This is a genomic window from Streptomyces gardneri, assembly GCF_006539185.1.
GTDB classification, from domain to species: Bacteria; Actinomycetota; Actinomycetes; order Streptomycetales; family Streptomycetaceae; genus Streptomyces; species Streptomyces gardneri.
The window spans coordinates 119,020-142,618 of record NZ_BJMN01000027.1 but is presented as its reverse complement, the minus strand read 5'-3'; the positions used below and the strand labels follow the sequence as shown (position 1 = coordinate 142,618).

Sequence of the window (23,599 nt, the reverse complement as noted above, 5' to 3'; positions counted from 1 at the left end):
GTATCGGACCGCGGGCACGCTCCTTGCATGCCCTCGACCACAACACGTCCCGTACTCAGTAAAGACGGTGGCACCGACAATCGACCCGGAACGCTGCTCGGCGTGGTGCTGGCCGCCCAGTTCATGGCGCTCCTCGACGTCTTCATCGTCAACGTCGCCGCCCCCACCATCCGCGCCGAACTCTCCGCGTCCGGAGCCGGACTTCAACTCGTCGTCGCCGGATACACCATCACCTACGCGGTGCTGCTCATCACCGGGGCCCGACTCGGCGAGCTGCTCGGTCACCGACGGATGTACCTCGGCGGCCTCGCCCTCTTCACCGCGGCCTCCCTCGCCTGCGGACTCGCCGCCGGAACAGGACAGTTGATCGCCTTCCGGATGGCCCAGGGCGCCGGCTCCGCCCTGATGATCCCGCAGGTGCTCAGCCTCATCCAGCGGAACTTCACCGGCGAGAACCGGGTCCGGGCACTCGGCGCGTACTCCGCCGTCCTGGCCACCGGCGCCGCCGCGGGCCAGGTCGCCGGCGGCGTCCTCGTCAGCGCCGACCTGTTCGGCACGGGCTGGCGGCCGGTCTTCCTGGTCAACGTCCCGATCGGGCTCGCCCTGCTCGCCCTCGGCGCCCGGGTCCTCCCGCGCGACGCCTCCACCGGCCCGGAACGGACCCGCGGCCTCGACCTGCCCGGGCTGCTCCTCCTCGCGGCTGCCGTGTCCCTGCTGACCGTCCCCCTGGTCCTCGGCGAGGAACAGGACTGGCCGCTGTGGTCGTGGCTCTCGCTCGGCGGCTCCCTGGTGTTCCTCGCCGTGTTCGGCGCGTACGAGTCGGGGCTCGCCCGGCGCGGTGGCGCGCCTCTCATCGCCCCGCGCGTCCTGCGGGTTCCCGGCATGCGGCGGGCGGTCGTCCGGATCGCCGTGGCGATGGGCGTCAACGCCGGGTTCCTGTTCACCCTCACCCTGCATCTGCAGGGTGGGCTCGGCCACAGCGCCCTGCGCGCCGGACTGACCTTCGGTCCCGCCGCCGTCGCGTTCGGCGTCGTCGGACTGACCTGGCGGCGCTGGCCCGCATGGACGCAACGCGCGCTGGTCCCCGGCGGATTCCTGATCGCGGCGGGCGCCACAATCGCCCTCGGCCGGTCCCTCGCGGACGGCGGCACGGGAGGCTGGAGTCTCTACCCGGCCCTGTGCGGTGTGGGCGTGGGTATCGCGCTGGCCTTCAGCCCTGCCCTGACCGGCGCGCTGGCCACCGTACGGCCCGAGGACGCCGCCGACGCCAGCGGACTCCTCGCCACCGTCACCCAGCTCGGTCAGCTCATCGGGGTCGCCGCTTTCGGCACGCTCTTCCTGGGCCGGCCGGCAGCCGGCGGAGCGCAGGCGTCCGCGGACGCGTTCTGGACGACCGCCCTCGCCCTGGCCGCCGCGGCGGTCCTGGGCGCCGTGGCCGGGCTGCCCCGGCGAGCGCGCTGACCCCCTTGCGGGGCCATGGCAGAATCGGACGGCCGGAGGGGGACGAGAATCCGGACGGGAGGGTGACCCAAGTGCTCGGCGACAACGGCAGGGTGTCCTATGGGTGCGCGGCCTGCGGCCACAGCTGGAGCTGACTGATGGGTGCACACAGGCGGAAGTGCGACTGGTGCGGCAGCGGTACGCCCATCGTGCGCGACATGGACCCCGTCAACCCCGACTTCCAGTACTGGTGCGAGGAGTGCGCGCGGGCGCTGATCATAAAAGGCGACCCCATCGAGACGTACCGCGAGCTGGAGGGGGAGCCGATCTACGGCCGGCTCCTCGACGAGCACTGCACCCTCAAGCGGTTCTACTCCTTCGCCAGAGCCTGACGCCGCTCCCTCAGTACATAGGCCACGAGCAGCGCCGTCGCCGTCAGCGGATAGACGGCGGACAGCAGCATCTGGCCCGCGTTCTGGTCCAGTTCGGGACGGCCCGGGTCGTGCGGCACCCACCACAGCGCGAACGACGTGAAGGCCAAGGCCACCACACCGGTCACCGGCCACGCGCGCGTGGCGCGGTCCGCGAGCAGGATCAGCAGGGGCACGCACCAGACCCAGTGGTGGGACCAGGAGATCGGGCTGATCATCAGCGCCGTGAACGCGCAGATGATCACGGCCACCGCCTTGTCGCCGCGGACGGCGGCCCGTACCGCGAGGTACATCGCCGCACCGCCCATGGCGGCGGCGGTCAGCAGCCACCAGACGCCCGGGGAGTCCGTGTGCATCAGGCGGGCCAGGACGCCGCTGATCGACTGGTTGGCGGTCTCCTCGGCGAAGCCGACCCGGCCGGTCGCGAAGAGCGTCTCCGTCCAGAACTTCTTCGAGTCCGCCGGCAGGGCCAGCGCCACGGTCAGCGTCGTCGCCAGGAACACCCCGGTCGCCGTCGCTCCCGTGCGAAGCCACTGGTTCCAGCGGCGGTCCCGGCGCCACAGCAGCAGACCGGCGGCGAACAGCAGGACCACGAAGAGCCCCGGTGTGAGCTTCACCGCCGTCGCGAGACCGATGCCCAGACCGGCCCAGCGGCTGCCCTCGCGGCGCGTCAGGTCCCAGAGGACCGCCACCGCTATGAGCAGATTGATCTGGCCGTACCGCAGCGTCGTCCACACCGGCTCGCACCAGACCACGGCCGCGGCGACGAACAGTGTCGTGCGCCACAGGTCCGTCCGGGACAGCGCCGGGCGGACCAGCTGGAGCGACAGCTGGACCAGGGCGATCACCAGGAGCAGGTTCCCGGCGGTCGCGAGCGTCCGCATCAGGGGGACGCTCACCAGGGTCAGCGGGACGAACAGCACCGCCGCGAACGGCGGATAGGTCATGGCGAGGTTCGCCGAGGTGGCGCGCATCGCGTAGAGGTCTCCGCCGGCCCGCAGCGTCTCGCCCTCCGCCCGGTAGACCATCACGTCGAGCATGTTCACGTGGGCGAGGCGTTGCGCCACCCAGAAGGACGCGAAGGAGAGCAGGCAGACCGCCGCGGCGGTGGCCAGGGGCCACGGCCGGACGCGGGTTTTGGAGAGCACGGAGACGGACACAGTCGGCGACCCTACCGGGCAGGTCGGAGGGGCTCGGAGAATCGATTTGGAGATCTGCCCGGGAGCCGGTTAATGTTCTGTCTGTCGCCGCGAGGGAAACCGAAACGGAGACGGGAAAGAAGCAAGGGGCTATAGCTCAGTTGGTAGAGCGCCTGCATGGCATGCAGGAGGTCAGGAGTTCAATTCTCCTTAGCTCCACAGAAAAGAAGCGGGTCACCCGGATCGGGTGGCCCGCTTCTTCGTGTGTCCGGGCGTCGCGTGTGCCGGGACCGTCCTCTGCGTGTGCCCGTGCGTCTTCCTGCGTGTGCCCGTACGCCTTCTTCGTCCGCCCACGCGTGGAACGCCGGTGCGGCCCGCGCGGGCCCTGCGGTACCCTGGCGCCATGCGTGCCGTACGCCTCCTGCTTATCGAGCCGCGCTGATCAGTCCCGGCGCATGACCGTCGTCCTGTCGACCGTCATCCCGCCGGAGTCGGCGCGGCGTCCCCTCCTGTGCGAGGGGATTTTTCATTTCGCGGCAGTTCGTGGCAGTGGGCAGAGACGATCGATGGAGCTTCAAGGACCATGACCGAGATCAATACGACCGCCGAGACGGCGGCCCCGCATCGCTACACGGCGGCCATGGCCGCCGACATCGAGGCACGCTGGCAGGACTTCTGGGACGCCGAGGGCACGTACGAGGCGCCGAACCCCTCCGGTGACCTGGCGGGCGACCCCGAGGTCGCCGCCCGGCCCAAGAAGTTCATCATGGACATGTTCCCGTACCCCTCGGGTGCGGGCCTGCACGTCGGCCACCCGCTCGGCTACATCGCCACGGACGTCTACGCCCGCCACGCGCGTATGACCGGTCACAACGTGCTGCACACCCTGGGCTTCGACGCCTTCGGCCTGCCGGCCGAGCAGTACGCCGTGCAGACGGGCACGCACCCGCGCGTGTCCACCGAGGCCAACATGGAGAACATGAAGGTCCAGCTGCGCCGGCTGGGTCTGGGCCACGACAAGCGCCGGTCGTTCGCCACGATCGACCCGGAGTACTACAAGTGGACCCAGTGGATCTTCCTGCAGATCTTCAACTCCTGGTACGACGTCGAGGCCGGCAAGGCCCGTCCGATCGCCGAGCTGATCGAGCAGTTCGAGAACGGCACGCGTGAGGTTCCCGGCTCCACGCGCGCGTGGAGCGAGCTGACCGCCGCCGAGCGCTCCGACGTCCTGAGCGAGTACCGCCTGGCGTACGCCTCCGACGCGCCCGTCAACTGGTGCCCCGGCCTGGGCACGGTCCTGGCCAACGAGGAGGTCACCGCCGACGGTCGCTCCGAGCGCGGCAACTTCCCCGTCTTCAAGTCCAAGCTGCGTCAGTGGAACATGCGGATCACCGCCTACGCGGACCGCCTGCTGGACGACCTGGACGCGCTGGACTGGCCCGAGGCCATCAAGCTGCAGCAGCGGAACTGGATCGGCCGCTCCGAGGGCGCCCGCGTCGACTTCCAGGTCGGCGACACCGGCGCGATCACCGTCTTCACGACCCGCCAGGACACCCTGTTCGGCGCCACCTACATGGTCCTGGCGCCCGAGCACGATCTGGTCGAGAAGATCGTCCCGGCCGTCTGGCCCGAGGGCACCCACGACGTCTGGACCGGCGGGCACGCCACGCCGTCCGAGGCCGTCGACGCCTACCGCAAGCAGGCCGCCTCCAAGTCCGACGTCGAGCGGCAGGCCGAGGCCAAGGACAAGACCGGCGTCTTCACCGGCGCGTACGCGACCAACCCCGTCAGCGGCGAGCAGGTCCCCGTCTTCATCGCCGACTACGTCCTGATGGGCTACGGCACCGGCGCCATCATGGCCGTCCCGGCGCACGACACCCGCGACTTCGCCTTCGCGCGCGCCTTCGAGCTGCCGATGCGCTGCGTCGTCGAGCCGTCGGACGACCGCGGCACCGACCCGGCCACGTGGGACGACGCCTTCGGCTCCTACGAGGCGAAGCTGGTCAACTCCGCCAACGACGAGATCTCGCTGGACGGTCTGGGCGTCGTCGACGCCAAGGCGAAGATCACCTCCTGGCTGGCCGACCGCGGCATCGGCGAGGGCACCGTCAACTTCCGGCTGCGCGACTGGCTGTTCAGCCGTCAGCGCTACTGGGGCGAGCCCTTCCCGATCGTCTACGACGAGGACGGCGTCGCGCACTCGCTGCCCGAGTCGATGCTGCCGCTGGAGCTGCCGGAGGTCGAGGACTACTCGCCGCGCACCTTCGACCCGGACGACGCGGACACCCAGCCGGAGACCCCGCTGTCCCGCAACGAGGACTGGGTCAACGTCACCCTGGACCTGGGCGACGGCGCGGGTCCGCGGAGCTACCGCCGCGAGACCAACACCATGCCCAACTGGGCCGGCTCCTGCTGGTACGAGCTGCGCTACCTGGACCCGCGCAACTCCGAGAAGCTGGTCGACCCGGCCGTCGAGCAGTACTGGATGGGCCCGCGCGAGGGCATGCCCACCGGTGGCGTCGACCTGTACGTCGGCGGTGCCGAGCACGCCGTGCTGCACCTGCTGTACGCGCGCTTCTGGTCCAAGATGCTGTTCGACCTGGGCCACGTCTCGTCGGCCGAGCCGTTCCACAAGCTGTACAACCAGGGCATGATCCAGGCCTTCGTCTACCGGGACGCCCGCGGCATCGCCGTGCCGGCGGCCGAGGTCGAGGAGCGGGACGGCGCCTTCTGGTACGAGGGCGAGAAGGTCAGCCGCGTCCTGGGCAAGATGGGCAAGTCCCTGAAGAACGCGGTGACGCCGGACGAGATCTGCTCCGAGTACGGCGCCGACACCCTGCGCCTGTACGAGATGGCGATGGGCCCGCTGGACGTCTCGCGACCCTGGGACACGCGCGCCGTGGTCGGCCAGTACCGGCTGCTGCAGCGGCTGTGGCGCAACATCGTCGACGAGGCGACCGGCGAGGTCTCCGTCGTCGACACTGCGGCCGACGAGGACACGCTGCGTGCCCTGCACAAGGCGATCGACGGTGTCGCGCAGGACATGGCGGCGATGCGCTTCAACACGGCCATCGCCAAGGTCACCGAGCTGAACAACCACCTGACGAAGACCGGTGGCGCGCTGTCCCGGCAGGTCGCCGAGCAGCTGGTGCTGCTGGTCGCCCCGCTGGCCCCGCACATCGCCGAGGAGCTGTGGCGCAAGCTGGGCCACACCGAGTCGGTCGTCCACCAGGGCTTCCCGGTCGCCGATCCGGCGTACGTCGTCGACGAGACCGTGACCTGCGTCGTGCAGATCAAGGGCAAGGTCAAGGCCCGCCTGGAGGTCTCCCCGTCGATCACGGACGCGGAGCTGGAGACGCTGGCACTGGCCGACCCGCACGTGGTCGGGGCGCTGGGCGGCGCGGAGATCCGCAAGGTGATCGTGCGCGCGCCGAAGCTGGTCAACATCGTCGCCGGCTGACGAATGACAGCTGACAGCTGACGGCTGGCAACTGACTGACGGCTGACAACTGTCGGTTGTCGATTGTCGGATGCCGACGGAGGCATGGGGGGTTTCCCCTACGGGCAGGTTGGGGGTTCTGATGGAACCCCCGGCCTGCCTGTTCCGTTTACGGTGGAGGGACCACAGCCGTGGGGACTCGACGGATGCCGGAGGGGCGGACATGGAAGCCGCGATTATCACGATCATGGCGCTGCTCTTCTTGGCCTTCGTGGCGCTCGGGGTCTACGCCACCGTGAAGGTGGCCAAGGCGGCCAAGCGCGGGGTGGACCGCACCCTGGACCAGGCCCGGCGCACGGTGGAGGACACCACGCTGCGTGCCAAGAGCTTCGGCCAGGCCGGGGTCGCGGGCGAGCTGGCCCGGCTGCGGCTCTCGCTGCGCACCTCGATGCGGGCCACGCAGGAGGCGTTGAGGGCGGGCGTCGCCGAGGACGCCTCGCTGAAGGAGTCGCTCGACCTGTTCCACCGGCTCAGTGCGCACGGGCTCGAACTGGACGAGGACCTCAAGCGCATGGAGCGGGAGCCGGACAAGGCGTGGGTGGCCGGACAGCTTCCCGAGCTCACGCGGCGGACGGAGCAGATCACGGGGTCGGCCGAGGCGCTGCGCCGGGCGGCCCGGGACCGGGCGCTGAAGTTCGCGGAGGACGATCTGTCCTCGCTGAGCGCTCAGATCGACGTCGAGGCGGGCGCCCTGCGCCACTGGGACAGCCCGGAGACGGCGCCGGATCCGACGGCGGCGGACGCGTGGGGGAGCCCCACCGGGACGGCGGGTCCGGCGGCCGGGGACGAGCCGCCCGCGATCACGGCGCCTGATCCCCGGCGGACCGCCTATCCGTGGGAGAAGTCGGCCCGCCCGGAGACCACGACCTGACCTGACCTGACCTGACCTGACCTGACCCGACCCGACCCGACCCGACCCGACGCGGCTTGGCTTGGCTTGGCGCTTGGCTTGGCCCGGAGTGCTTGTGGTGCCTGGTGGTGCGGGAAGGGACGTCAGAGGCGTCGGGCGGGGGGCCGGGCTGCAGCGCCGCGGCTGTGGCAGGTAACCTCCCGCTCATGTCCCGGCATGTCGCGATCGTCACCGATTCCACGGCCTACCTGCCACCCCAGACGAGGGAGCGGCACGCCATCACGACGGTCCCGCTGACCGTCGTCATCGGTGACCGCGCGTTGGAGGAGGGTACGGAGATCTCGGCCAAGTCCCTGGCCGAGGCCCTGCAGAAGCGGCGGCCCGTCACCACCTCGCGGCCGAGCCCCGAGATCTTCGCCGCCGCCTACCGCGAGGCGGCGGAGGCGGGGGCGCGGGGAATCGTCTCGCTCCATCTGTCCGCCGAGGTCTCCGGCACGTACGACGCCGCCGTGCTCGCGGCGAAGGACGCCCCTGTGCCGGTGCGCGTGGTGGACACCCGCATGGTCGGCATGGCGCTGGGCTTCTGCGCGCTGGCCGCGGCGGAGGTCGCGGAGGCGGGCGGCTCTCTCGACGAGGTGGTCGCGGCGGCGGAGAAGCGCGTCGCGGGAACCTCCGCCTACTTCTACGTCGACACGCTCGACTATCTGCGCAGGGGCGGGCGCATCGGCGCCGCGCAGGCGCTGCTCGGCTCCGCGCTCGCGGTGAAGCCGCTCCTCGAACTCGACGGCGGGCGCATCGAGCTGCGGGAGAAGGTGCGGACGGCTTCGAAGGCCATCGCGCGGCTGGAGGAGATCGCCGTGGAGCGGGCCGGCTCCGGCGCCGTCGACATCGCCGTGCACCACCTCTCCGCACCGGAACGGGCCGCCGTGCTCGCCGACCGGCTCAGGGAGCGGATCCCGGGCATCGAGGAACTGCACGTCAGCGAGGTGGGGGCGGTCATCGGCGCGCACACGGGACCGGGGCTCCTCGCGGTCGTCGTCTCGCCGCGCTGAGTGCCGCCACCTTCCCCTTACGAGTGACGGAGTTATCCACAACCGGAGTCTTTTCCACGGGACTTGGGTGAGTCCCGCACAGGGCCGTCGTGATCTCTACCGTCACGAGCATGGCACTTCGTACACGTATCGCATCGATCACCACCGGAGTCGAGGACAGGCCGGGGGCTCCGACGAGCGGGCCCGGCAGGGCGCCGGGTTCGGACGGACGCAGCCGCCCGGGAGGGCGCGGTGCGCCTCCTGGGCGGGCGCGGAGGCGCACCCGGGTGCGCCGGGTCTCCGAGGTAGCCGGGGCCGGTGTGCGGCGACGGGGCGACGCACTGTTCCCGCCGACGGAGCCCGAGACAGCGGAGGCGCCTGAGGCGCCGGAGCGGGGCTCTCCGACGCAGACCGCGCGGGGGCGGCTGGCGGCGGCTTTGCGGGAGCGGACCCCGCTATGGGTGCAGACGCGGTGCGGGCTCGAACCTCGGGCGCTGGCCGCGTTGACCGTGATTCTGCTCGTGGCCGCCGGCCTCGCGGGCGGGTACTTCTGGACGGGGCGGCCTGAGCCGGTACGGGCCCCCGAGATCGTCCGTTCCGCCCCTGTGGCGGCCACGCCCGCCGCATCCGTTCCTCGGGCCGGGCCGGGGAGCGAACAGGGGCCGGCGCCCGGGGCGGGTGGGGCGAAGGTGGTCGTCGACGTCGGCGGCAAGGTGCGCCGGCCCGGGGTGCTGACCCTGCCCGGGGGCTCGCGGGTGGCGGACGCCCTGCGGGCCGCGGGCGGGGCGGAACCAGGGGCCGATCTGACCGGGATCAACCGGGCCCGTGTGCTCATGGACGGCGAGCAGGTCCTGGTCGGGCTGCCGGGGGTGCCGGTCGTCGGCTCCGGTCCTGGAGGCGGCGCCGGGGCCGGTGGGCTGGGGGCTCCGCTGAGTCTCAACGCGGCCACGGTGGAACAGCTCGACACCCTGCCGGGCGTCGGCCCGGTCCTTGCGCGGCACATCGTCGACCATCGCGCGGAGCAGGGCGGCTTCCGGTCGGTGGCCGAGCTGCGGGAGGTCAACGGCATCGGGGAGCGCCGGTTCGCCGACCTCGAACCGCTGGTCCGGCCGTGAACCGGGTCGGGGGGACGGAGGAGGGGCCGGTCGACCTGCGGCTCGTCCCTCTCGCGCTGGCGGCCTGGGCGGCGGCGGCCTGGGCGGTGGGCGTCACCGGGTGGTGGACGGTGGCCGGTGTCATGGTCTGCCTGGTCGGGGCGTTCGCTCTGCTGGCTCCGGTCCTGGCCCGGCGGCTCGGCGGCGCGGACGGGTCCCGGGACGCCGAGGGAGGGGGACCGGACGCGCCGGTGGCCTCTCCGGCGACGCCGGGGTGGCGGTTGCGGGCGACCGCGTGCGCGGGGGTCCTGCTGTGCGCGGCGGCCGGGGCGGCCTCGGCGGGGCTGCACGCGGCGGACCTGCGGCGCGGTCCCGTACCGGCGCTTGCCCGGGAGTACGTCCGGGCGCAGATGGAGGTCACGGTCACCTCCGATCCACGGCTCACCCGGCCCCAGGTGCGGGGCAACGCCATGGCGCCTGTCTCGGTCGTCCTCGACGGAGAGGTGACCCGCGTCGAGCGGCCGGGCGGCGCGGCGCACCGGACGCGAGCGCCGGTGCTGCTGATCGTGCCGCCGGGGGAGGGCAGGGAGGAGTGGCTGCGGCTCCTGCCCTCGACCCGGCTGCGGGTCGGAGCTCGGCTGGCGCTGCCGCTGCGTTCCGGTGAGCCTTTCGCCGCGGTCCTCAAGGTCGACGGGGCGGGTCCACCACGGATCGTCGGTCCGCCGAGCGCGCCGCAGTGCACGGCGGGCGAGCTGCGCGCCGGGCTGCGGAGAGCGACCGAGGGGCTGGCGCCGGACGCGCGGGCCCTGCTGCCGGGGCTGGTCGTCGGGGACACCTCCAGGATCGGTCCCGAACTGCGGGACGCCTTCGAGGCCACCGACCTCACGCATCTCCTCGCGGTCTCCGGCAGCAACCTCTCCGTCGTCCTGCTCCTGCTCATCGGGCGTCCCGGGAGGGCGCATCAGGTGGAGCGGGGCGGGCTCGCTCCCCGGCTCGGGCTGTCGCTGCGGGCGACCGCGGTGGCCGGGGGAGCGTTGACGCTGGCCTTCGTGGTCGTCTGCCGGCCCGATCCGAGTGTGCTGCGCGCCGCGGCCTGCGGGCTCGTCGTCCTTCTGGCGATCGGCACCGGGCGCCGGAGATCGCTGATCCCCGCGCTGGCGACCGCCGTCCTGCTCCTGGTGCTCTACGACCCCTGGCTGGCGCGGAGTTACGGGTTCCTGCTCTCGGTGCTCGCCACCGGGGCCCTGCTGACGGTCGCCCCGCGGTGGAGCGAGGTGCTGCGGCGGCGTCGGGTGCCTGGGCGGCTCGCGGAGGCGCTGGCGGCGGCCCTCGCGGCGCAGGCGGTGTGCGCGCCGGTCGTGGTGGTCTTCGCCGGCCGGGTGAGTCTGGTCGCGATCCCGGCGAACCTCTTCGCCGAACTGGCGGTCGCGCCCGCGACGGTGCTCGGCTTCGCCGCGCTCGCCCTGGCGCAGGTGTGGGAGCCGGCCGCGGCGGGGGTCGCGTGGGTGGCGGGGTGGCCGGCCGGGTGGATCGCGGGGGTGGCCCGTGCGGGTGGGGAGCTGCCGGGGGCCCAGCTGGCCTGGCCCGGCGGGTGGTGGGGTGGACTGGTCCTCGCGCTGCTCACGGGTCTCGTGGTCCTCGGGGCGCGCAGGCTGCCGTACCGGGGGTGGATCGCCGGGTTCGTCGCCGCGCTGCTTCTCCTCGTGGCCGTTCGGCCGGTGCCGTTGACGCGGTGGGCGACCGGGTGGCCGCCGCCGGGCTGGGTGTTCGCGATGTGCCAGGTGGGGCAGGGGGACGCGACGGTGCTCGCGGCGGGCGGCGACGCGGCCGTCGTGGTGGACGCCGGCCCCGACCCCGCACCGGTGGATCGTTGTCTGCGGGAGCTCGGGGTGCGGCGGGTGCCGTTGCTGGTGCTCACGCACTTCCATGCCGACCATGTGGCCGGGCTGGCGGGGGTGCTGCGGGGGCGGTCGGTGGGGGCGATCCAGACCACGGGTCTCGAAGAACCGCCCGCCCAGGCCGCGTTCGTGCGGCGGACGGCGGCCGCCGCTGGGGTGCCGCTGGTCCGGGCGGGGGCGGGGGAGCATCGGAGGGTCGGGGCGCTGGAGTGGCGGGTGGTGTGGCCGCCGGCCGGTCCGGGCGGGTCGGTCGGCGGCGTGGTCAGCGGGTCTGCCGGAGGGGCGAACGACGCCAGTGTCACCCTCCTCGTCCGGGCCGCCGGTGGGCTGAGTCTGCTGCTCCTGGGCGACCTCGAACCACCGGCTCAGCGCGCGCTCCTGAGGAGCGGTCCGGAGCTGGGTCCGGTGGACGTGCTCAAGGTCGCCCACCACGGGTCCGCGCACCAGGATCCGGGGCTGATACAGGCGGTGCGGCCGCGTCTCGCGCTGGTGTCGGCGGGACGTGACAACCCGTACGGACACCCGTCGCCCCGGACCGTGGAGGCGTTGCGGGCGGGTGGGGCGCGGGTGCTGCGGACCGATCTGGACGGGGCCGTCGCGGTGGTGGGTGCGGGGCGCGGGCTCATGGCCGTGGCGAGGGGAGGGTGAGCCGAAGGGGTGAAGGGGCGAGTCGATGTAAAGAAACCCTTGTAAAGAAGTCTTTCTAAAGATACCTTTTCATCATGCCGGAGATCAGCGAACCGCGACCCGAGGGTGAGCAGCCCCGCAGTATCCGCCTCACCGACCCGCGCGCTCTGCGGGCCTACGCTCACCCCCTGCGGATGTCCCTGGTGGGACTGCTGCGCAGCAGCGGCCCCTTCACCGCCACCAAGGCTGCCGAGCTGACCGGCGAGTCCGTGGCCAGCTGCTCGTACCACCTGCGGATACTCGCCAAGTACGGCCTCGTGGAGGAGGCGCCGGGCGGCAAGGGCCGGGAGAAGCCCTGGCGGGCCACCGCCCGGTACACCGAGTGGCCGGAGTACAGCGAGGACGCGACGGTCGCGGAGGCCGCCGACGCGTTGATGGCCGCCATCGCCGAGCGCTACTTCGAGCGGGTCACCCGGGCCATGGAGCGCCGGCACACGCTCCCGAGGAAGTGGCGGGAGGCCGAGCAGTTCAGCGACTCCCTGCTCTTCCTCACCCCCGAGGAGTTGACCGGCCTCGGCGAGCAGATGGGCGCCCTGCTCCGCCCCTTCGAGGGGCGCGAATCCGACCCTTCCCTCGCGCCCGAGGGCGCCCGGGCCGTCAGCGTCCTGCGGATCGCCTATCTGGAACAGGACATCCCCCACAACAAAGAAGCGGAGTAAGCGAGATGGCCCTCGTGGAACGCGTACCGGAACTGCTGCGCGAGCGGACCTTCCGCCGCTACTGGACCGGGCAGACCGTCTCGCTCGTCGGGGACCAGATCTCGCTCATCGCCATCCCGCTCGCCGCCGTCCTGATCCTCGGCGCCGACGCCGCCGAGATGGGCTGGCTCAAGACCGCCGAACTCCTCCCCGCCCTCCTGCTCAACCTGCCGCTCGGCGCCTGGGCCGACCGGCACGCCCGCCGCAGACACGCCATGATCGCGGCGGACCTCGGGAGGGCCGCGCTCATGCTGACGCTCCCCGTGGCCTACGCGCTCGACGCGCTGACGCTCGGCCAGTTGTACGCGGTGGCCTTCGGGATCGGCGCGCTCACCGTGCTCTTCGAGGTCTGCAACACCACGCTCCTCGTCGCGCTCGTCCCCACCGACCGGTACATACAGGCGAACGCACTGGTCAACGGCAGCCGTTCGATGTCCTGGCTCGCGGGCCCCGGCATCGGAGGCGTCCTCGTGCAGGTCCTCACCGCGCCCTTCGCCCTGGTCGCCGACGCCCTCACCTATGTGGTGTCGGCCGGGTACCTGGCCCGGATCAAGGCGGTCGAACCCCCGCCGGCCCCCGTGGCCAAGGGGCACTTCACCGAAGGGCTGCGCTGGGTGGTCCGCGACCCGTCCATGCGCGCGCTCTTCGCCGCCTCCGGCACGATCCAGCTGTTCAACTACATGTTCCACACGCTCTTCGTGCTCTACGCGACCGCTGAACTCGGCATCAGCGCCGGGCTGCTCGGCCTGATCCTCGGAGCCGGAGCGGTGGGCGGTCTCATCGGCGCCGCGTGCAGCGGGGCCGTCGTCCGGCGGATCGGCGTCGGCGCGTCGCTCGTCCTCGGCTTCCTCGGGTTCACGCTGCCCCTGCTCCTGATACCCCTGGCCGACGGGCCGCTTCCGCTGGTGGTGGCCGTGATGTTCGCGGCCGAGTTCCTCTCCTGCGTCGGCGTGATGATCGCGGACATCGCCGCGGGATCGTTCCAGATGGCGGTGATCCCCGACGCCGTACGGGCCCGGGTCATGGGCGCTTACCGCACGCTCAACCACGGCTTCCGCCCTCTCGGCGCGCTCGCCGGAGGCCTGCTCGGCACGGCGATCGGGCTGCGCCCGACGCTGTGGATCGCCACCGGCGGAGCCGTCCTCGCCGTGCTCTGGCTGCTGCCCTCGCCGCTGCCGCGCATGCGTGAACTGCCCACGAGGGAAGAGGAGTCGACCCCCGTCGGGGCGTCGTGACCGACCGAGAAGAGGGAGACTTCCCGCATGAGTGACGATGTGATGGATGCACCCGACCCGACGGATTCCGACCCGACGGATTCCGCCCCGGCGGCGCCCTTCCTCCCGGATGTCGATGCCTACCTGGCGCGGATCGGCGCGCGGCGGCCCGTGCGCGCGGACGCCGCCGCCTTGCGTGAGCTGCATGTGCGGCACCTGCTGAGCGTGCCCTTCGAGAACCTCTCGATCCATCTCGGCGAGGACATCGTCCTGGACGAGAAGGCGCTGGTCGACAAGGTGGTCGGCGACCGCAGAGGTGGCTTCTGCTACGAGATCAACACCACGTTCGCGGTCCTGCTGCGGGCGCTCGGCTACCGGGTGTCGCTGCTCCAGGCGCGCGTCGTCGACCCGGAGGGGAGGCTCGGGATCCCGTACGACCACATGGCGCTGCTCGTGGAGACGGCCGACGAGGAGCGGTGGCTGGCCGACGTCGGCTTCGGCGACCACAGCCACTACCCGCTCGCCCTCGACGAGCGCGGGGACCAGGAGGACCCGGGCGGCCGCTTCCGTGTCCAGGAGCTCGCCGACGGCGATCTCGAGGTGCTGCGGGACGGGAAGCCGCAGTACCGGCTGGAGGTGCGGCCCCGTGGGCTCGCGGACTTCACGGCCGGTGCCTGGTACCACCGGACCTCGCCCGACTCGCACTTTCCGCGCTCCCTCATCTGCTCCCTGCTCACCGAGGAGGGGCGGATCACCCTCAGCGGCCGGAAGCTGATCACCCGCACCCACGGGGAGCGCGTCGAGCGGGTGCTCGACGGGGACGAGGAGGTGCGCGGCGCGTACCGGGAGCTGTTCGGCATCGTGCTCGACGAGCTGCCGGTCGTCGCGCACGACGCCGTCGAGAGGAACCGGTGAGCCGCTGAGCGGAATCCTCAATTCGGACTCCCGGTAACACTTGGTTCGTTTGCCTCGAACGCCTCACCAGTGATCGAATGCATCTTCGTTGCATAGTGAACGAGTCATGCGGGGGTGCGTGAAGAATGTTCGATCGACTCTTCGGGAAGAGGGCGGCGGGCGCGGCGCGGGGCGGCCCGCTCGCCGGTCTCGCGGTGCCCGCCTCGGCCGGGGTGCTGACCTGTCGGGTCATCGACCCCGTACACGAACCGGTCCGACAGGCCGAGTTCGTGCTCAGTGACGCGGCGGGCCGCAAGGTGCTGGGCGGGGAGACCGACCCGTACGGCACGGCGCTCGCGACGGTGCCGGCGGGGGAGTACCGGCTCGCCGTCACCGCCGAGGGGTACACGCCGCACCACGGCAGTGTCGTCGTCACCGAGGGCGGACACGCGGGCGTCGGCGACGTCCTGCTCCAGATCGCGCCGCAGCCCCAGCTCCCGGAGCCGGGCGACTGGGAGATCGACCCGACGCACTCGCAGATCGGCTTCACCGCCCGCCACATCGGGCTCGCACGCATCCACGGCCGGTTCAACAGCTTCGCCGGCGCGGTGCGCATCGCCGACCGCATGGAGCAGTCGGCGATGCACGTCGTCATCGACGCGGCCTCCATCGACACCGGGGTGCGGATGCGCGACGACCACCTGTGCTCGGGGGACTTCCTCGACGTCGGCGCGTACCCGACGCTGGAGTTCTACAGCGAGCGCTTCGTCCACCGGGGCGGCAGCCGCTGGGCCGTCACCGGTGCGCTCACCCTCCACGGGGTCAGCCGCACGGTGACGCTCGACACCCAGTACCTGGGCATCGGGAGCGGGCTCGAGGGCGAGACGCGGGGGGCCTGCCGGGCCACCACCGAGCTGCACCGGGAGGACTTCACCCTCACGTGGCAGACGCTGCTCGCGCGCGGGATCGCGGCCGTCGGGTCCAGCATCAGCATCGACCTCGACATCCAGATCGTCCGCAAGACCGCGTAGGGGTAGGGCTGGGCTGGGCTGGGCCGGGCTGGGCCGGGCTGGGCTGGGCCGGGCTGGGCTTGGACTGGGCTGAGGCGGGCGGGACGGGTTACGGGGCCTCCAGCCAGCCCTCGTGCTCGGCGGCGAACTCGTCGAGCGCCGCCGCGTCGAGCCTTCCGTCCGGGTCCTCGACGACCACCAGCCACTGGGCGTCCTCGGCGTCGTCCTCGCCGGCCAGGGCGTCCCGGAAGAGCTGCGGTGTCTCGGCCACGCCGAATCGGTCGGGGAGTTCCTCGGCGACCTCCTCGGCGGCGTCGCGGTCGGGGAGTACCAGTACATGTCGTCGTTCGCTCACCCGGTCATTCTCGGGCATGGCTGTCGGGCACGGCTGTCAGTGGCCCGTGGGATGCTGGATCGCGATGGCCACCAGAAAGACTTCCCCCGAAGACCTCCTCGGCCCCGTGACGCTTGCCGTGGGGCAGGAGGACCTGCTCCTCGACCGCGTCGTCCAGGAGGTGGTGGCGGCCGCCAGGGCTGCCGACGCCGACACGGACGTGCGCGACCTCACCTCCGACCAGCTCCAGCCCGGGTCGCTGGCGGAGCTGACCAGCCCCTCGCTCTTCGCCGAGCGCAAGGTCCTGGTCGTGCGGAACGCGCAGGACCTCTCCGCCGACACGATCAAGGACGTCAAGGCCTACCTCGACGACCCGATCGAGGACATCTCGCTCGTCCTGCTCCACGCCGGCGGCGCGAAGGGCAAGGGCCTGCTCGACGCGGCGCGGAAGGCGGGCGCGCGGGAGGTGGCCTGCCCGAAGACGACGAAGCCGGCGGAGCGGCTGACCTTCGTCCGGCAGGAGTTCCGGGCGCTCGGGCGCGCGGCGACTCCGGAGGCGTGCCAGGCGCTGGTGGACTCGATCGGCAGCGACCTGCGGGAGCTGGCGTCCGCGTGCGCGCAGCTGACGGCGGACGTCGACGGAACGATCGACGAGGCGGTCGTCGGGCGCTACTACACCGGCCGCGCGGAGGCCTCGTCCTTCAACGTGGCCGACAGGGCCGTGGAGGGGCGCGCGGCGGAGGCCCTGGAGGCGCTGCGCTGGTCGCTCTCGACCGGGGTGGCGCCGGTGCTCATCACCAGCGCGCTGGCGCAGGGCGTACGGGCGATCGGCAAGCTCTCTTCCGCGCGGGGCGGGCGGCCGGCGGATCTGGCCCGGGAGCTGGGCATGCCGCCCTGGAAGATCGACCGCGTGCGCCAGCAGATGCGGGGCTGGACCCCGGACGGGGTGTCCCTCGCGCTGCGGGCGATCGCGGAGGCGGACGCGGGGGTGAAGGGCGGGGGCGACGACCCGGAGTACGCCCTGGAGAAGGCAGTGGTGGCGGTGGCTCGGGCGGCGCGGCTGCGGCGGTAGTGGGCCGGGGCGGTCGGTTCCCCCACCCCACCCCTTCCCGAAACCCCGCCGGGGGCGGAGCGGACCCCAGGGGCCTGCACCCCGCTGGGCTGCGCCCCCTGTGACGGCGTCGCCATGCCGGATCGGGGCGTCGCCCCGACCCCCGCAGCGGCTCGGCCGGGCCCACCCCATCGGGCTGCGCCCGACCCCGCGGCGGCCCGGGCGCTGCACCGAGCCCTCTCCGGCAGCACCACACCCCTGCCGGGTCGCCCTGCCCCCGTGTGCGTACGGGTCGCCCTGCCCCCGTGTGCGTACGGGTCCCCCGGCCCCGTGCGTACGGGGTGCCCAGCCCCTGGGCAGTCCCTCGTGCCGGCCCGGGCAGGGCGTGGACGCGGCGAAGGCCCCGGCGGCTCCTGGGGTAGGAGGCGGCGGGGCCTTCGGCGTTACAGCTTGGTGGGCTCGCACCCGCGTGGCGAACGCGTCCGCGTGCGAGTCCTGGTGGTCGGGCGGGAGCGGGAGAGAGGGCCCGCTGGGTCCCGTGCGACCGGTTACATCAGAGCTCAGCCCTGGAGGGTGGCAACCTTGGTGGCCAGCGCCGACTTCTTGTTGGCGGCGGCGTTCTTGTGGATGACACCCTTCGAGACAGCCTTGTCGAGCTGACGCGAGGCGGCGCGAGTGGCAACGGTGGCCTTCTCGAGGTCGCCGGCGGCGACAGCCTCACGGGCCTTGCGGATCGCGGTCTTGAGCGACGACTTGACGGCCTTGTTACGCAGGCGCGCCTTCTCGTTGGTCTTGTTCCGCTTGATCTGGGACTTGATGTTCGCCACGAAAAGAGCCTTTACAGGTTCGATGTTCCTTCTGGAGTGTGACTCGCAGCTGAGAGGGCACACGAGGCACAGCTGTCCACAGTATCAGTCACCCTCGGGGCCGCCCAAACCGGGCGCAGGGCGGCGGGCATGGGACCATGGAGCCTACGTATCGATCCGACATCGCCCCGAGACGAGACCCTGCGTGCCCGCGACTCCTACCAACGTGCCCGAGCCGAGCCGTACCGACCCGGCTCTGATCCGCAACTTCTGCATCATCGCGCACATCGACCACGGCAAGTCCACGCTCGCCGACCGGATGCTCCAGCTCACCGGTGTGGTCGACCAGCGGCAGATGCGTGCCCAGTATCTCGACCGGATGGACATCGAGCGGGAGCGCGGCATCACGATCAAGTCCCAGGCGGTCCGACTGCCGTGGGCGCCCACCGACGGGCAGGGTGAGGGCAGGACGCACATCCTGAACATGATCGACACGCCCGGGCACGTCGACTTCACGTACGAGGTCTCGCGCTCGCTGGCGGCCTGTGAGGGCACGGTCCTGCTGGTCGACGCGGCGCAGGGCATCGAGGCGCAGACCCTCGCCAACCTCTACCTGGCGATGGAGAACGACCTCACGATCGTTCCGGTACTGAACAAGATCGACCTGCCGGCCGCCCAGCCGGAGAAGTTCTCCGAGGAGCTGGCCAACCTCATCGGCTGCCAGCCGGAGGACGTCCTCAAGGTCTCCGCGAAGACCGGCATGGGCGTCGAGGCGCTGCTCGACCGCGTCGTCCGGGACGTCCCGGCGCCGGTCGGTGTCGCCGACGCGCCCGCCCGCGCGATGATCTTCGACTCCGTCTACGACTCGTACCGCGGTGTCGTGACGTACGTCCGTGTCGTCGACGGGCAGCTCAACAAGCGTGAGCGCATCAAGATGATGTCGACGGGCGCCACCCACGAGCTGCTGGAGATCGGCGTCTCGTCTCCCGAGATGACCGCGTCCGACGGGCTCGGCGTCGGTGAGGTGGGCTACCTCATCACCGGTGTGAAGGACGTCCGTCAGTCCAAGGTCGGTGACACGATCACCTCCCTGAACAAGGGCGCGACCGAGGCGCTCGGCGGTTACAAGGACCCCAAGCCGATGGTGTTCTCGGGTCTCTACCCGCTGGACGGCTCGGAGTACCCGGACCTCCGCGAGGCCCTCGACAAGCTCCAGCTCAACGACGCCGCGCTCGTCTACGAGCCGGAGACCTCCGCCGCGCTCGGCTTCGGCTTCCGCGTGGGCTTCCTGGGTCTTCTCCACCTCGACGTCATTCGTGAGCGGCTCGAGCGCGAGTTCGGGCTCGACCTCATCGCCACCGCCCCCAACGTGGTCTACCGCGTGGTCATGGAGGACGGCAGCGAGCACACGGTCACGAACCCGAGCGAGTTCCCCGAGGGCAAGATCGACGACGTGTACGAGCCCGTCGTGCGCGCCACGATCCTCGCCCCCAGCGAGTTCATCGGCGCGATCATGGAGCTGTGCCAGACCCGTCGCGGCACGCTGATCGGCATGGACTACCTCTCCGAGGACCGGGTCGAGATCCGCTACACCCTGCCCCTCGCCGAGATCGTCTTCGACTTCTTCGACCAGCTGAAGTCCAAGACGCGCGGTTACGCCTCGCTCGACTACGAGCCCACGGGCGAGCAGGCCTCCAGCCTCGTCAAGGTCGACATCCTGCTGCACGGCGACAAGGTCGACGCCTTCTCCGCCGTCACCCACAAGGACGCCGCCTACGCCTACGGTGTGCGGCTCGTCGCCAAGCTGCGCGAGCTCATCCCGCGCCAGGCCTTCGAGGTGCCGATCCAGGCCGCGATCGGCTCCCGCGTCATCGCCCGCGAGACCATCCGCGCCATCCGCAAGGACGTCCTCGCCAAGTGCTACGGCGGTGACATCTCCCGTAAGCGGAAGCTGCTGGAGAAGCAGAAGGAAGGCAAGAAGCGCATGAAGATGGTCGGCTCGGTCGAGGTGCCGCAGGAGGCCTTCATCGCCGTCCTCTCGAGCGACGAGTCCTCCGGCAAGAAGAAGTAGCCGGGAACGTCAGAGGTAGGTGCCTTGTGCATCGAACGGGTCCACGTGCCGATGGCGCGTGGACCCGTTCGTTATGAAGCGGCGGCTTGCAAGCCCTTACGCGCCAGTCCTCGGCCCTTTACTCTGATCCCGACTTGAAGGTTACTCGCCAGTTAGTTACGTAGTTACGCACCGCCAGCAGGCACCGCCGCCGCCCGGAGGACGTCGTGAGCGACACACAGACCCTGATCGAGAACCGGCCGCCCTCCGTGGCGACCCTCTTCCTTGAGCGCGTCGAGCGGACTCCCGACGCGGAGGCCTACCGGTACCCGGTCCCCGCCGCGTCCGGTGCCGGTCCCGACGACTGGAAGTCGCTCAGTTGGGGGCAGGCCGCCGAGCGGGTCTACGCGATCGCCGCCGGCCTGATCGACCTCGGCGTGCTGCCCGAGGAGCGGGTCGCGCTCGCCTCCTCCACCCGGGTCGAGTGGGTCCTCGCCGACCTCGGTGTGATGTGCGCGGGTGCCGCGACGACCACCATCTACCCGCAGACGAACGCCGAGGAGTCGGCGTTCATCCTTTCGGACTCCGAGTCCAAGGTCCTGATCGCGGAGGACGCGGCACAGGTGGCCAAGGCCCGCGAGCGCCGTGCCGAGCTGCCCGACCTCCACCACGTCGTGGTCCTCGACCCCGCGGGCGTCGAGACCGACGACTGGGTCCTCACGCTCGCCGACCTGGAGGCGCGCGGCAAGGCGTACCTGGAGAAGAACGCCGAGGCCGTCAAGGAGCGGGTCGCGGCGATCACCGCCGAGCAGCTCGCCACCCTCATCTACACCTCGGGCACCACGGGCCGCCCCAAGGGCGTCCGCCTCCCGCACGACAACTGGTCGTACATGGCCAAGGCCATCGCCGCCACCGGCCTGGTCACCAAGGACGACGTCCAGTACCTGTGGCTGCCGCTCGCCCACGTCTTCGGCAAGGTACTGACCTCCGGCCAGATCGAGGTCGGACACGTCACGGCCCTCGACGGGCGGATCGACAAGATCATCGTGAACCTGCCGATCGTCCAGCCGACCTACATGGCGGCCGTCCCGCGGATCTTCGAGAAGGTCTACAACGGGGTCGCCGCCAAGGCCCGCGAGGCCGGCGGCGCCAAGTACAAGATCTTCCAGTGGTCGGCCGGAGTCGCCCGCGACTACGCCAAGGTCACCCAGGACAACTTCCGCCGCACCGGCACGGCCTCGGCCCCCTTCGGCCTCACGGCCAAGCACAAGGTCGCCGACGCGCTGGTCTACAAGAAGCTCCGCGAGGCCTTCGGCGGGCGCCTGCGCGCCGCCGTCTCCGGCTCCGTCGCCCTGGCGCCCGACATCGGCTACTTCTTCTCCGGCGCCGGCATCCACATCCTGGAGGGCTACGGCCTCACGGAGTCCAGCGCCGCCTCCTTCGTCAACCCGGGCGAGGCCTACCGCACCGGCACCGTCGGCAAGCCGCTCCCCGGCACCGAGGTCCGGATCGCCGACGACGGCGAGATCCTGCTGCGCGGCCCCGGCATCATGGAGGGCTACCACCGCCTGCCGGAGAAGACGGCCGAGGTCCTGGAGCCGGACGGCTGGTTCCACACCGGCGACATCGGTGAACTGTCCGCCGACGGGTACCTGCGGATCACCGACCGCAAGAAGGACCTGTTCAAGACCTCCGGCGGCAAGTACATCGCCCCGACCGAGGTCGAGGGCCAGTTCAAGGCCGTCTGCCCGTTCGTCTCCAACATCGTGGTGCTCGGCGCCGACCGGAACTACTGCTCCGCGCTCATCGCCCTCGACGAGCCCGCCATCCTCGGCTGGGCCGCCGAGCAGGGCCTCGCAGGCAAGACGTACGCGGAGGTCGTCGCCGCGCCGGAGACCGAGAAGCTGGTCCAGGGCTACGTCGACCGCCTCAACGAGGGTCTCCAGCGCTGGCAGACGATCAAGAAGTTCCGTCTGCTGCCGCGCGACCTCGACGTCGAGCACGGCGAGCTGACCCCGTCGCTGAAGATGAAGCGGCCGGTCGTGGAGCGCACGTACCAGCACCTGATCGACGCGATGTACGAGGGCTCGCGCGAGGCGTAGCCGCGGTGACCGCCGCCGTTGCCGTCGTCGTCGCACGGCTGTGGTGACGGTGGCGGTCGCGGTGGTGGCGGTGGTTTTCCACAGGCCGGAGGTTCACCTCGGGCGGTACGGGACAATGGGCTCATGCCTTCCGTACTGCCCGATGGTGAGAACGTCCCCGACGACGGGGCTCTGCCCCCGCACGCCCTGGAGGGGGCGGGGGACCGGCCCCTCGGGTTCTACCTGCACGTGCCGTACTGCGCGACGCGCTGCGGCTACTGCGACTTCAACACGTACACCGCCAGCGAGCTGCGCGGTGCCGGTGGCGTGCTCGCCTCCCGGGACAACTACGCCGATCAGGTCGCCGAGGAGATCCGGCTCGCCCGGAAGGTGCTCGGGGACGACCCCAGGCCGGTGCGGACGGTCTTCGTCGGCGGCGGTACGCCCACGCTGCTCGACGCCGGCGACCTCGTACGGATGCTGGGGGCCGTCCGCGACGAGTTCGGGCTCGCGGACGACGCCGAGGTGACGACGGAGGCGAACCCGGAGTCGGTGAACCCGGCGTATCTGGCCGAGCTGCGGGAGGGCGGGTTCAACCGGATCTCCTTCGGCATGCAGAGCGCCAAGCAGCACGTCCTGAAGATCCTCGACCGGACCCACACCCCCGGTCGCCCCGAGGCCTGCGTCGCCGAGGCGCGGGCCGCCGGCTTCGAGCACGTCAACCTCGACCTGATCTACGGCACGCCCGGGGAGACCGACGACGACTGGCGGGCGTCCCTCGACGCGGCCATCGGCGCCGGGCCCGACCACGTCAGCGCGTACGCCCTGATCGTCGAGGAGGGGACGCAGCTCGCGCGCCGCATCCGGCGTGGCGAGGTGCCGATGACCGACGACGACGTGCACGCCGACCGGTACCTGATCGCGGACGCGGCCTTCGAGGAGGCCGGGTTCTCCTGGTACGAGGTGTCCAACTGGGCCACCTCCGAGGCCGGGCGCTGCCTCCACAACGAGCTGTACTGGCGCGGCGCCGACTGGTGGGGCGCCGGGCCGGGTGCGCACTCGCACGTGGGCGGGGTGCGGTGGTGGAACGTGAAGCATCCGGGGGCGTACGCGGCGGCGCTGGGGGCCGGGAAGTCGCCCGGTGCCGGGCGGGAGCTCCTTGCCGAGGAGGACCGGCGGGTCGAGCGGATCCTGCTGGAGCTGCGGCTGCGGGAGGGGGTCGAGCTGTCGATCCTCAAGCCGGCGGGGCTTGCGGCCTCACGGAAGGCCCTGGGGGACGGGCTCCTCGACCCCGCGTCCTACGAGGCCGGGCGCGCGGTTCTGACCCTGCGGGGTCGGCTGCTGGCCGACGCGGTGGTGCGGGACCTGGTGGACTGAGGTCCGGGCCCGGGA

18 protein-coding genes and 1 tRNA gene are annotated in these 23,599 nt (G+C 71.7%); 16 read left to right on the top strand and 3 right to left on the bottom strand.

The window, feature by feature from the left end:
• The first annotated feature begins 27 nt into the window (after positions 1-27).
• Both SGA01_RS21310 and SGA01_RS21305 read left to right on the top strand, forming a co-directional pair.
• A complete protein-coding gene (locus tag SGA01_RS21310) occupies positions 28-1,461 on the top strand; it encodes an MFS transporter (RefSeq protein WP_174867410.1) in 1,434 nt (477 codons plus the stop codon).
• Between the two features lie 137 nt (positions 1,462-1,598).
• The gene (locus tag SGA01_RS21305; RefSeq protein ID WP_055643500.1) at positions 1,599-1,832 is read left to right on the top strand and encodes a hypothetical protein; all 234 of its coding nucleotides are present in this window, start codon (positions 1,599-1,601) and stop codon (positions 1,830-1,832) included.
• Here SGA01_RS21305 and SGA01_RS21300 read toward each other — a convergent pair.
• Positions 1,811-3,031: a glycosyltransferase 87 family protein gene (locus SGA01_RS21300; protein ID WP_141298019.1), complete on the bottom strand. Its 1,221-nt coding sequence runs from the start codon at positions 3,029-3,031 to the stop codon at positions 1,811-1,813. The two genes, SGA01_RS21305 and SGA01_RS21300, sit on opposite strands and share 22 nt — an antisense overlap.
• A 125-nt stretch (positions 3,032-3,156) precedes the next feature.
• Between SGA01_RS21300 and SGA01_RS21295 the strand changes: the two genes are divergently transcribed.
• The 10 genes from SGA01_RS21295 (at position 3,157) to SGA01_RS21250 (ending at position 15,906) form a co-directional block, all read left to right on the top strand.
• Positions 3,157-3,229, top strand: a tRNA-Ala gene (locus SGA01_RS21295).
• 364 nt (positions 3,230-3,593) lie between these two features.
• Positions 3,594-6,470, top strand: a complete 2,877-nt coding sequence (gene leuS / locus SGA01_RS21290; protein ID WP_141298018.1) for a leucine--tRNA ligase — start codon at positions 3,594-3,596, stop codon at positions 6,468-6,470.
• A gap of 202 nt (positions 6,471-6,672) precedes the next feature.
• On the top strand, positions 6,673-7,380 hold the full coding sequence (locus tag SGA01_RS21285; protein ID WP_141298017.1) for a hypothetical protein: 708 nt from the start codon (positions 6,673-6,675) through the stop codon (positions 7,378-7,380).
• Between the two features lie 185 nt (positions 7,381-7,565).
• Entirely contained in the window at positions 7,566-8,411 is an 846-nt protein-coding gene (locus SGA01_RS21280; protein WP_055643504.1) for a DegV family protein, read from the top strand.
• 488 nt (positions 8,412-8,899) lie between these two features.
• Complete coding sequence (locus SGA01_RS42950) at positions 8,900-9,505, top strand: ComEA family DNA-binding protein (protein WP_359357841.1); 606 nt, start codon at positions 8,900-8,902, stop codon at positions 9,503-9,505.
• The gene (locus SGA01_RS21270; RefSeq protein WP_141298015.1) at positions 9,502-12,030 is read left to right on the top strand and encodes a ComEC/Rec2 family competence protein; all 2,529 of its coding nucleotides are present in this window, start codon (positions 9,502-9,504) and stop codon (positions 12,028-12,030) included. The genes SGA01_RS42950 and SGA01_RS21270 overlap by 4 nt, the downstream gene beginning before the upstream one ends.
• Positions 12,031-12,104: 74 nt before the next feature.
• Complete coding sequence (locus tag SGA01_RS21265; protein WP_141298014.1) at positions 12,105-12,728, top strand: winged helix-turn-helix domain-containing protein; 624 nt, start codon at positions 12,105-12,107, stop codon at positions 12,726-12,728.
• 5 nt (positions 12,729-12,733) lie between these two features.
• A complete protein-coding gene (locus SGA01_RS21260) occupies positions 12,734-14,002 on the top strand; it encodes an MFS transporter (protein ID WP_141298013.1) in 1,269 nt (422 codons plus the stop codon).
• 42 nt (positions 14,003-14,044) lie between these two features.
• The gene (locus SGA01_RS21255) at positions 14,045-14,896 is read left to right on the top strand and encodes an arylamine N-acetyltransferase family protein (RefSeq protein WP_141298047.1); all 852 of its coding nucleotides are present in this window, start codon (positions 14,045-14,047) and stop codon (positions 14,894-14,896) included.
• A gap of 125 nt (positions 14,897-15,021) precedes the next feature.
• A complete protein-coding gene (locus SGA01_RS21250; protein WP_141298012.1) occupies positions 15,022-15,906 on the top strand; it encodes a YceI family protein in 885 nt (294 codons plus the stop codon).
• 88 nt (positions 15,907-15,994) lie between these two features.
• Here the strand turns inward: SGA01_RS21250 and SGA01_RS21245 are convergent, their stop codons facing one another.
• Positions 15,995-16,258, bottom strand: coding sequence for a hypothetical protein (locus SGA01_RS21245; RefSeq protein WP_141298011.1), 264 nt, complete (start codon positions 16,256-16,258; stop codon positions 15,995-15,997).
• A 46-nt stretch (positions 16,259-16,304) separates the two neighbouring features.
• On the opposite strand from SGA01_RS21245, the gene holA reads away from it, so the two are divergent.
• Entirely contained in the window at positions 16,305-17,291 is a 987-nt protein-coding gene (gene holA, locus SGA01_RS21240) for a DNA polymerase III subunit delta (protein ID WP_141298010.1), read from the top strand.
• Positions 17,292-17,830: 539 nt separating this feature from the next.
• Here the strand turns inward: holA and rpsT are convergent.
• A complete protein-coding gene (gene rpsT / locus SGA01_RS21235; protein ID WP_141298009.1) occupies positions 17,831-18,097 on the bottom strand; it encodes a 30S ribosomal protein S20 in 267 nt (88 codons plus the stop codon).
• Between the two features lie 184 nt (positions 18,098-18,281).
• On the opposite strand from rpsT, the gene lepA reads away from it, so the two are divergent.
• The 3 genes from lepA to hemW all read left to right on the top strand — a co-directional run bounded on the left by lepA (position 18,282) and on the right by hemW (position 23,584).
• A complete protein-coding gene (gene lepA, locus SGA01_RS21230; RefSeq protein WP_141298008.1) occupies positions 18,282-20,147 on the top strand; it encodes a translation elongation factor 4 in 1,866 nt (621 codons plus the stop codon).
• A gap of 206 nt (positions 20,148-20,353) precedes the next feature.
• The gene (locus SGA01_RS21225; protein WP_141298007.1) at positions 20,354-22,228 is read left to right on the top strand and encodes an AMP-dependent synthetase/ligase; all 1,875 of its coding nucleotides are present in this window, start codon (positions 20,354-20,356) and stop codon (positions 22,226-22,228) included.
• A gap of 123 nt (positions 22,229-22,351) precedes the next feature.
• Positions 22,352-23,584 carry a radical SAM family heme chaperone HemW gene (gene hemW, locus SGA01_RS21220; protein ID WP_141298006.1) on the top strand — a complete coding sequence of 411 codons (1,233 nt, stop codon included), beginning with the start codon at positions 22,352-22,354 and terminating at the stop codon, positions 23,582-23,584.
• Positions 23,585-23,599 lie beyond the last annotated feature (15 nt).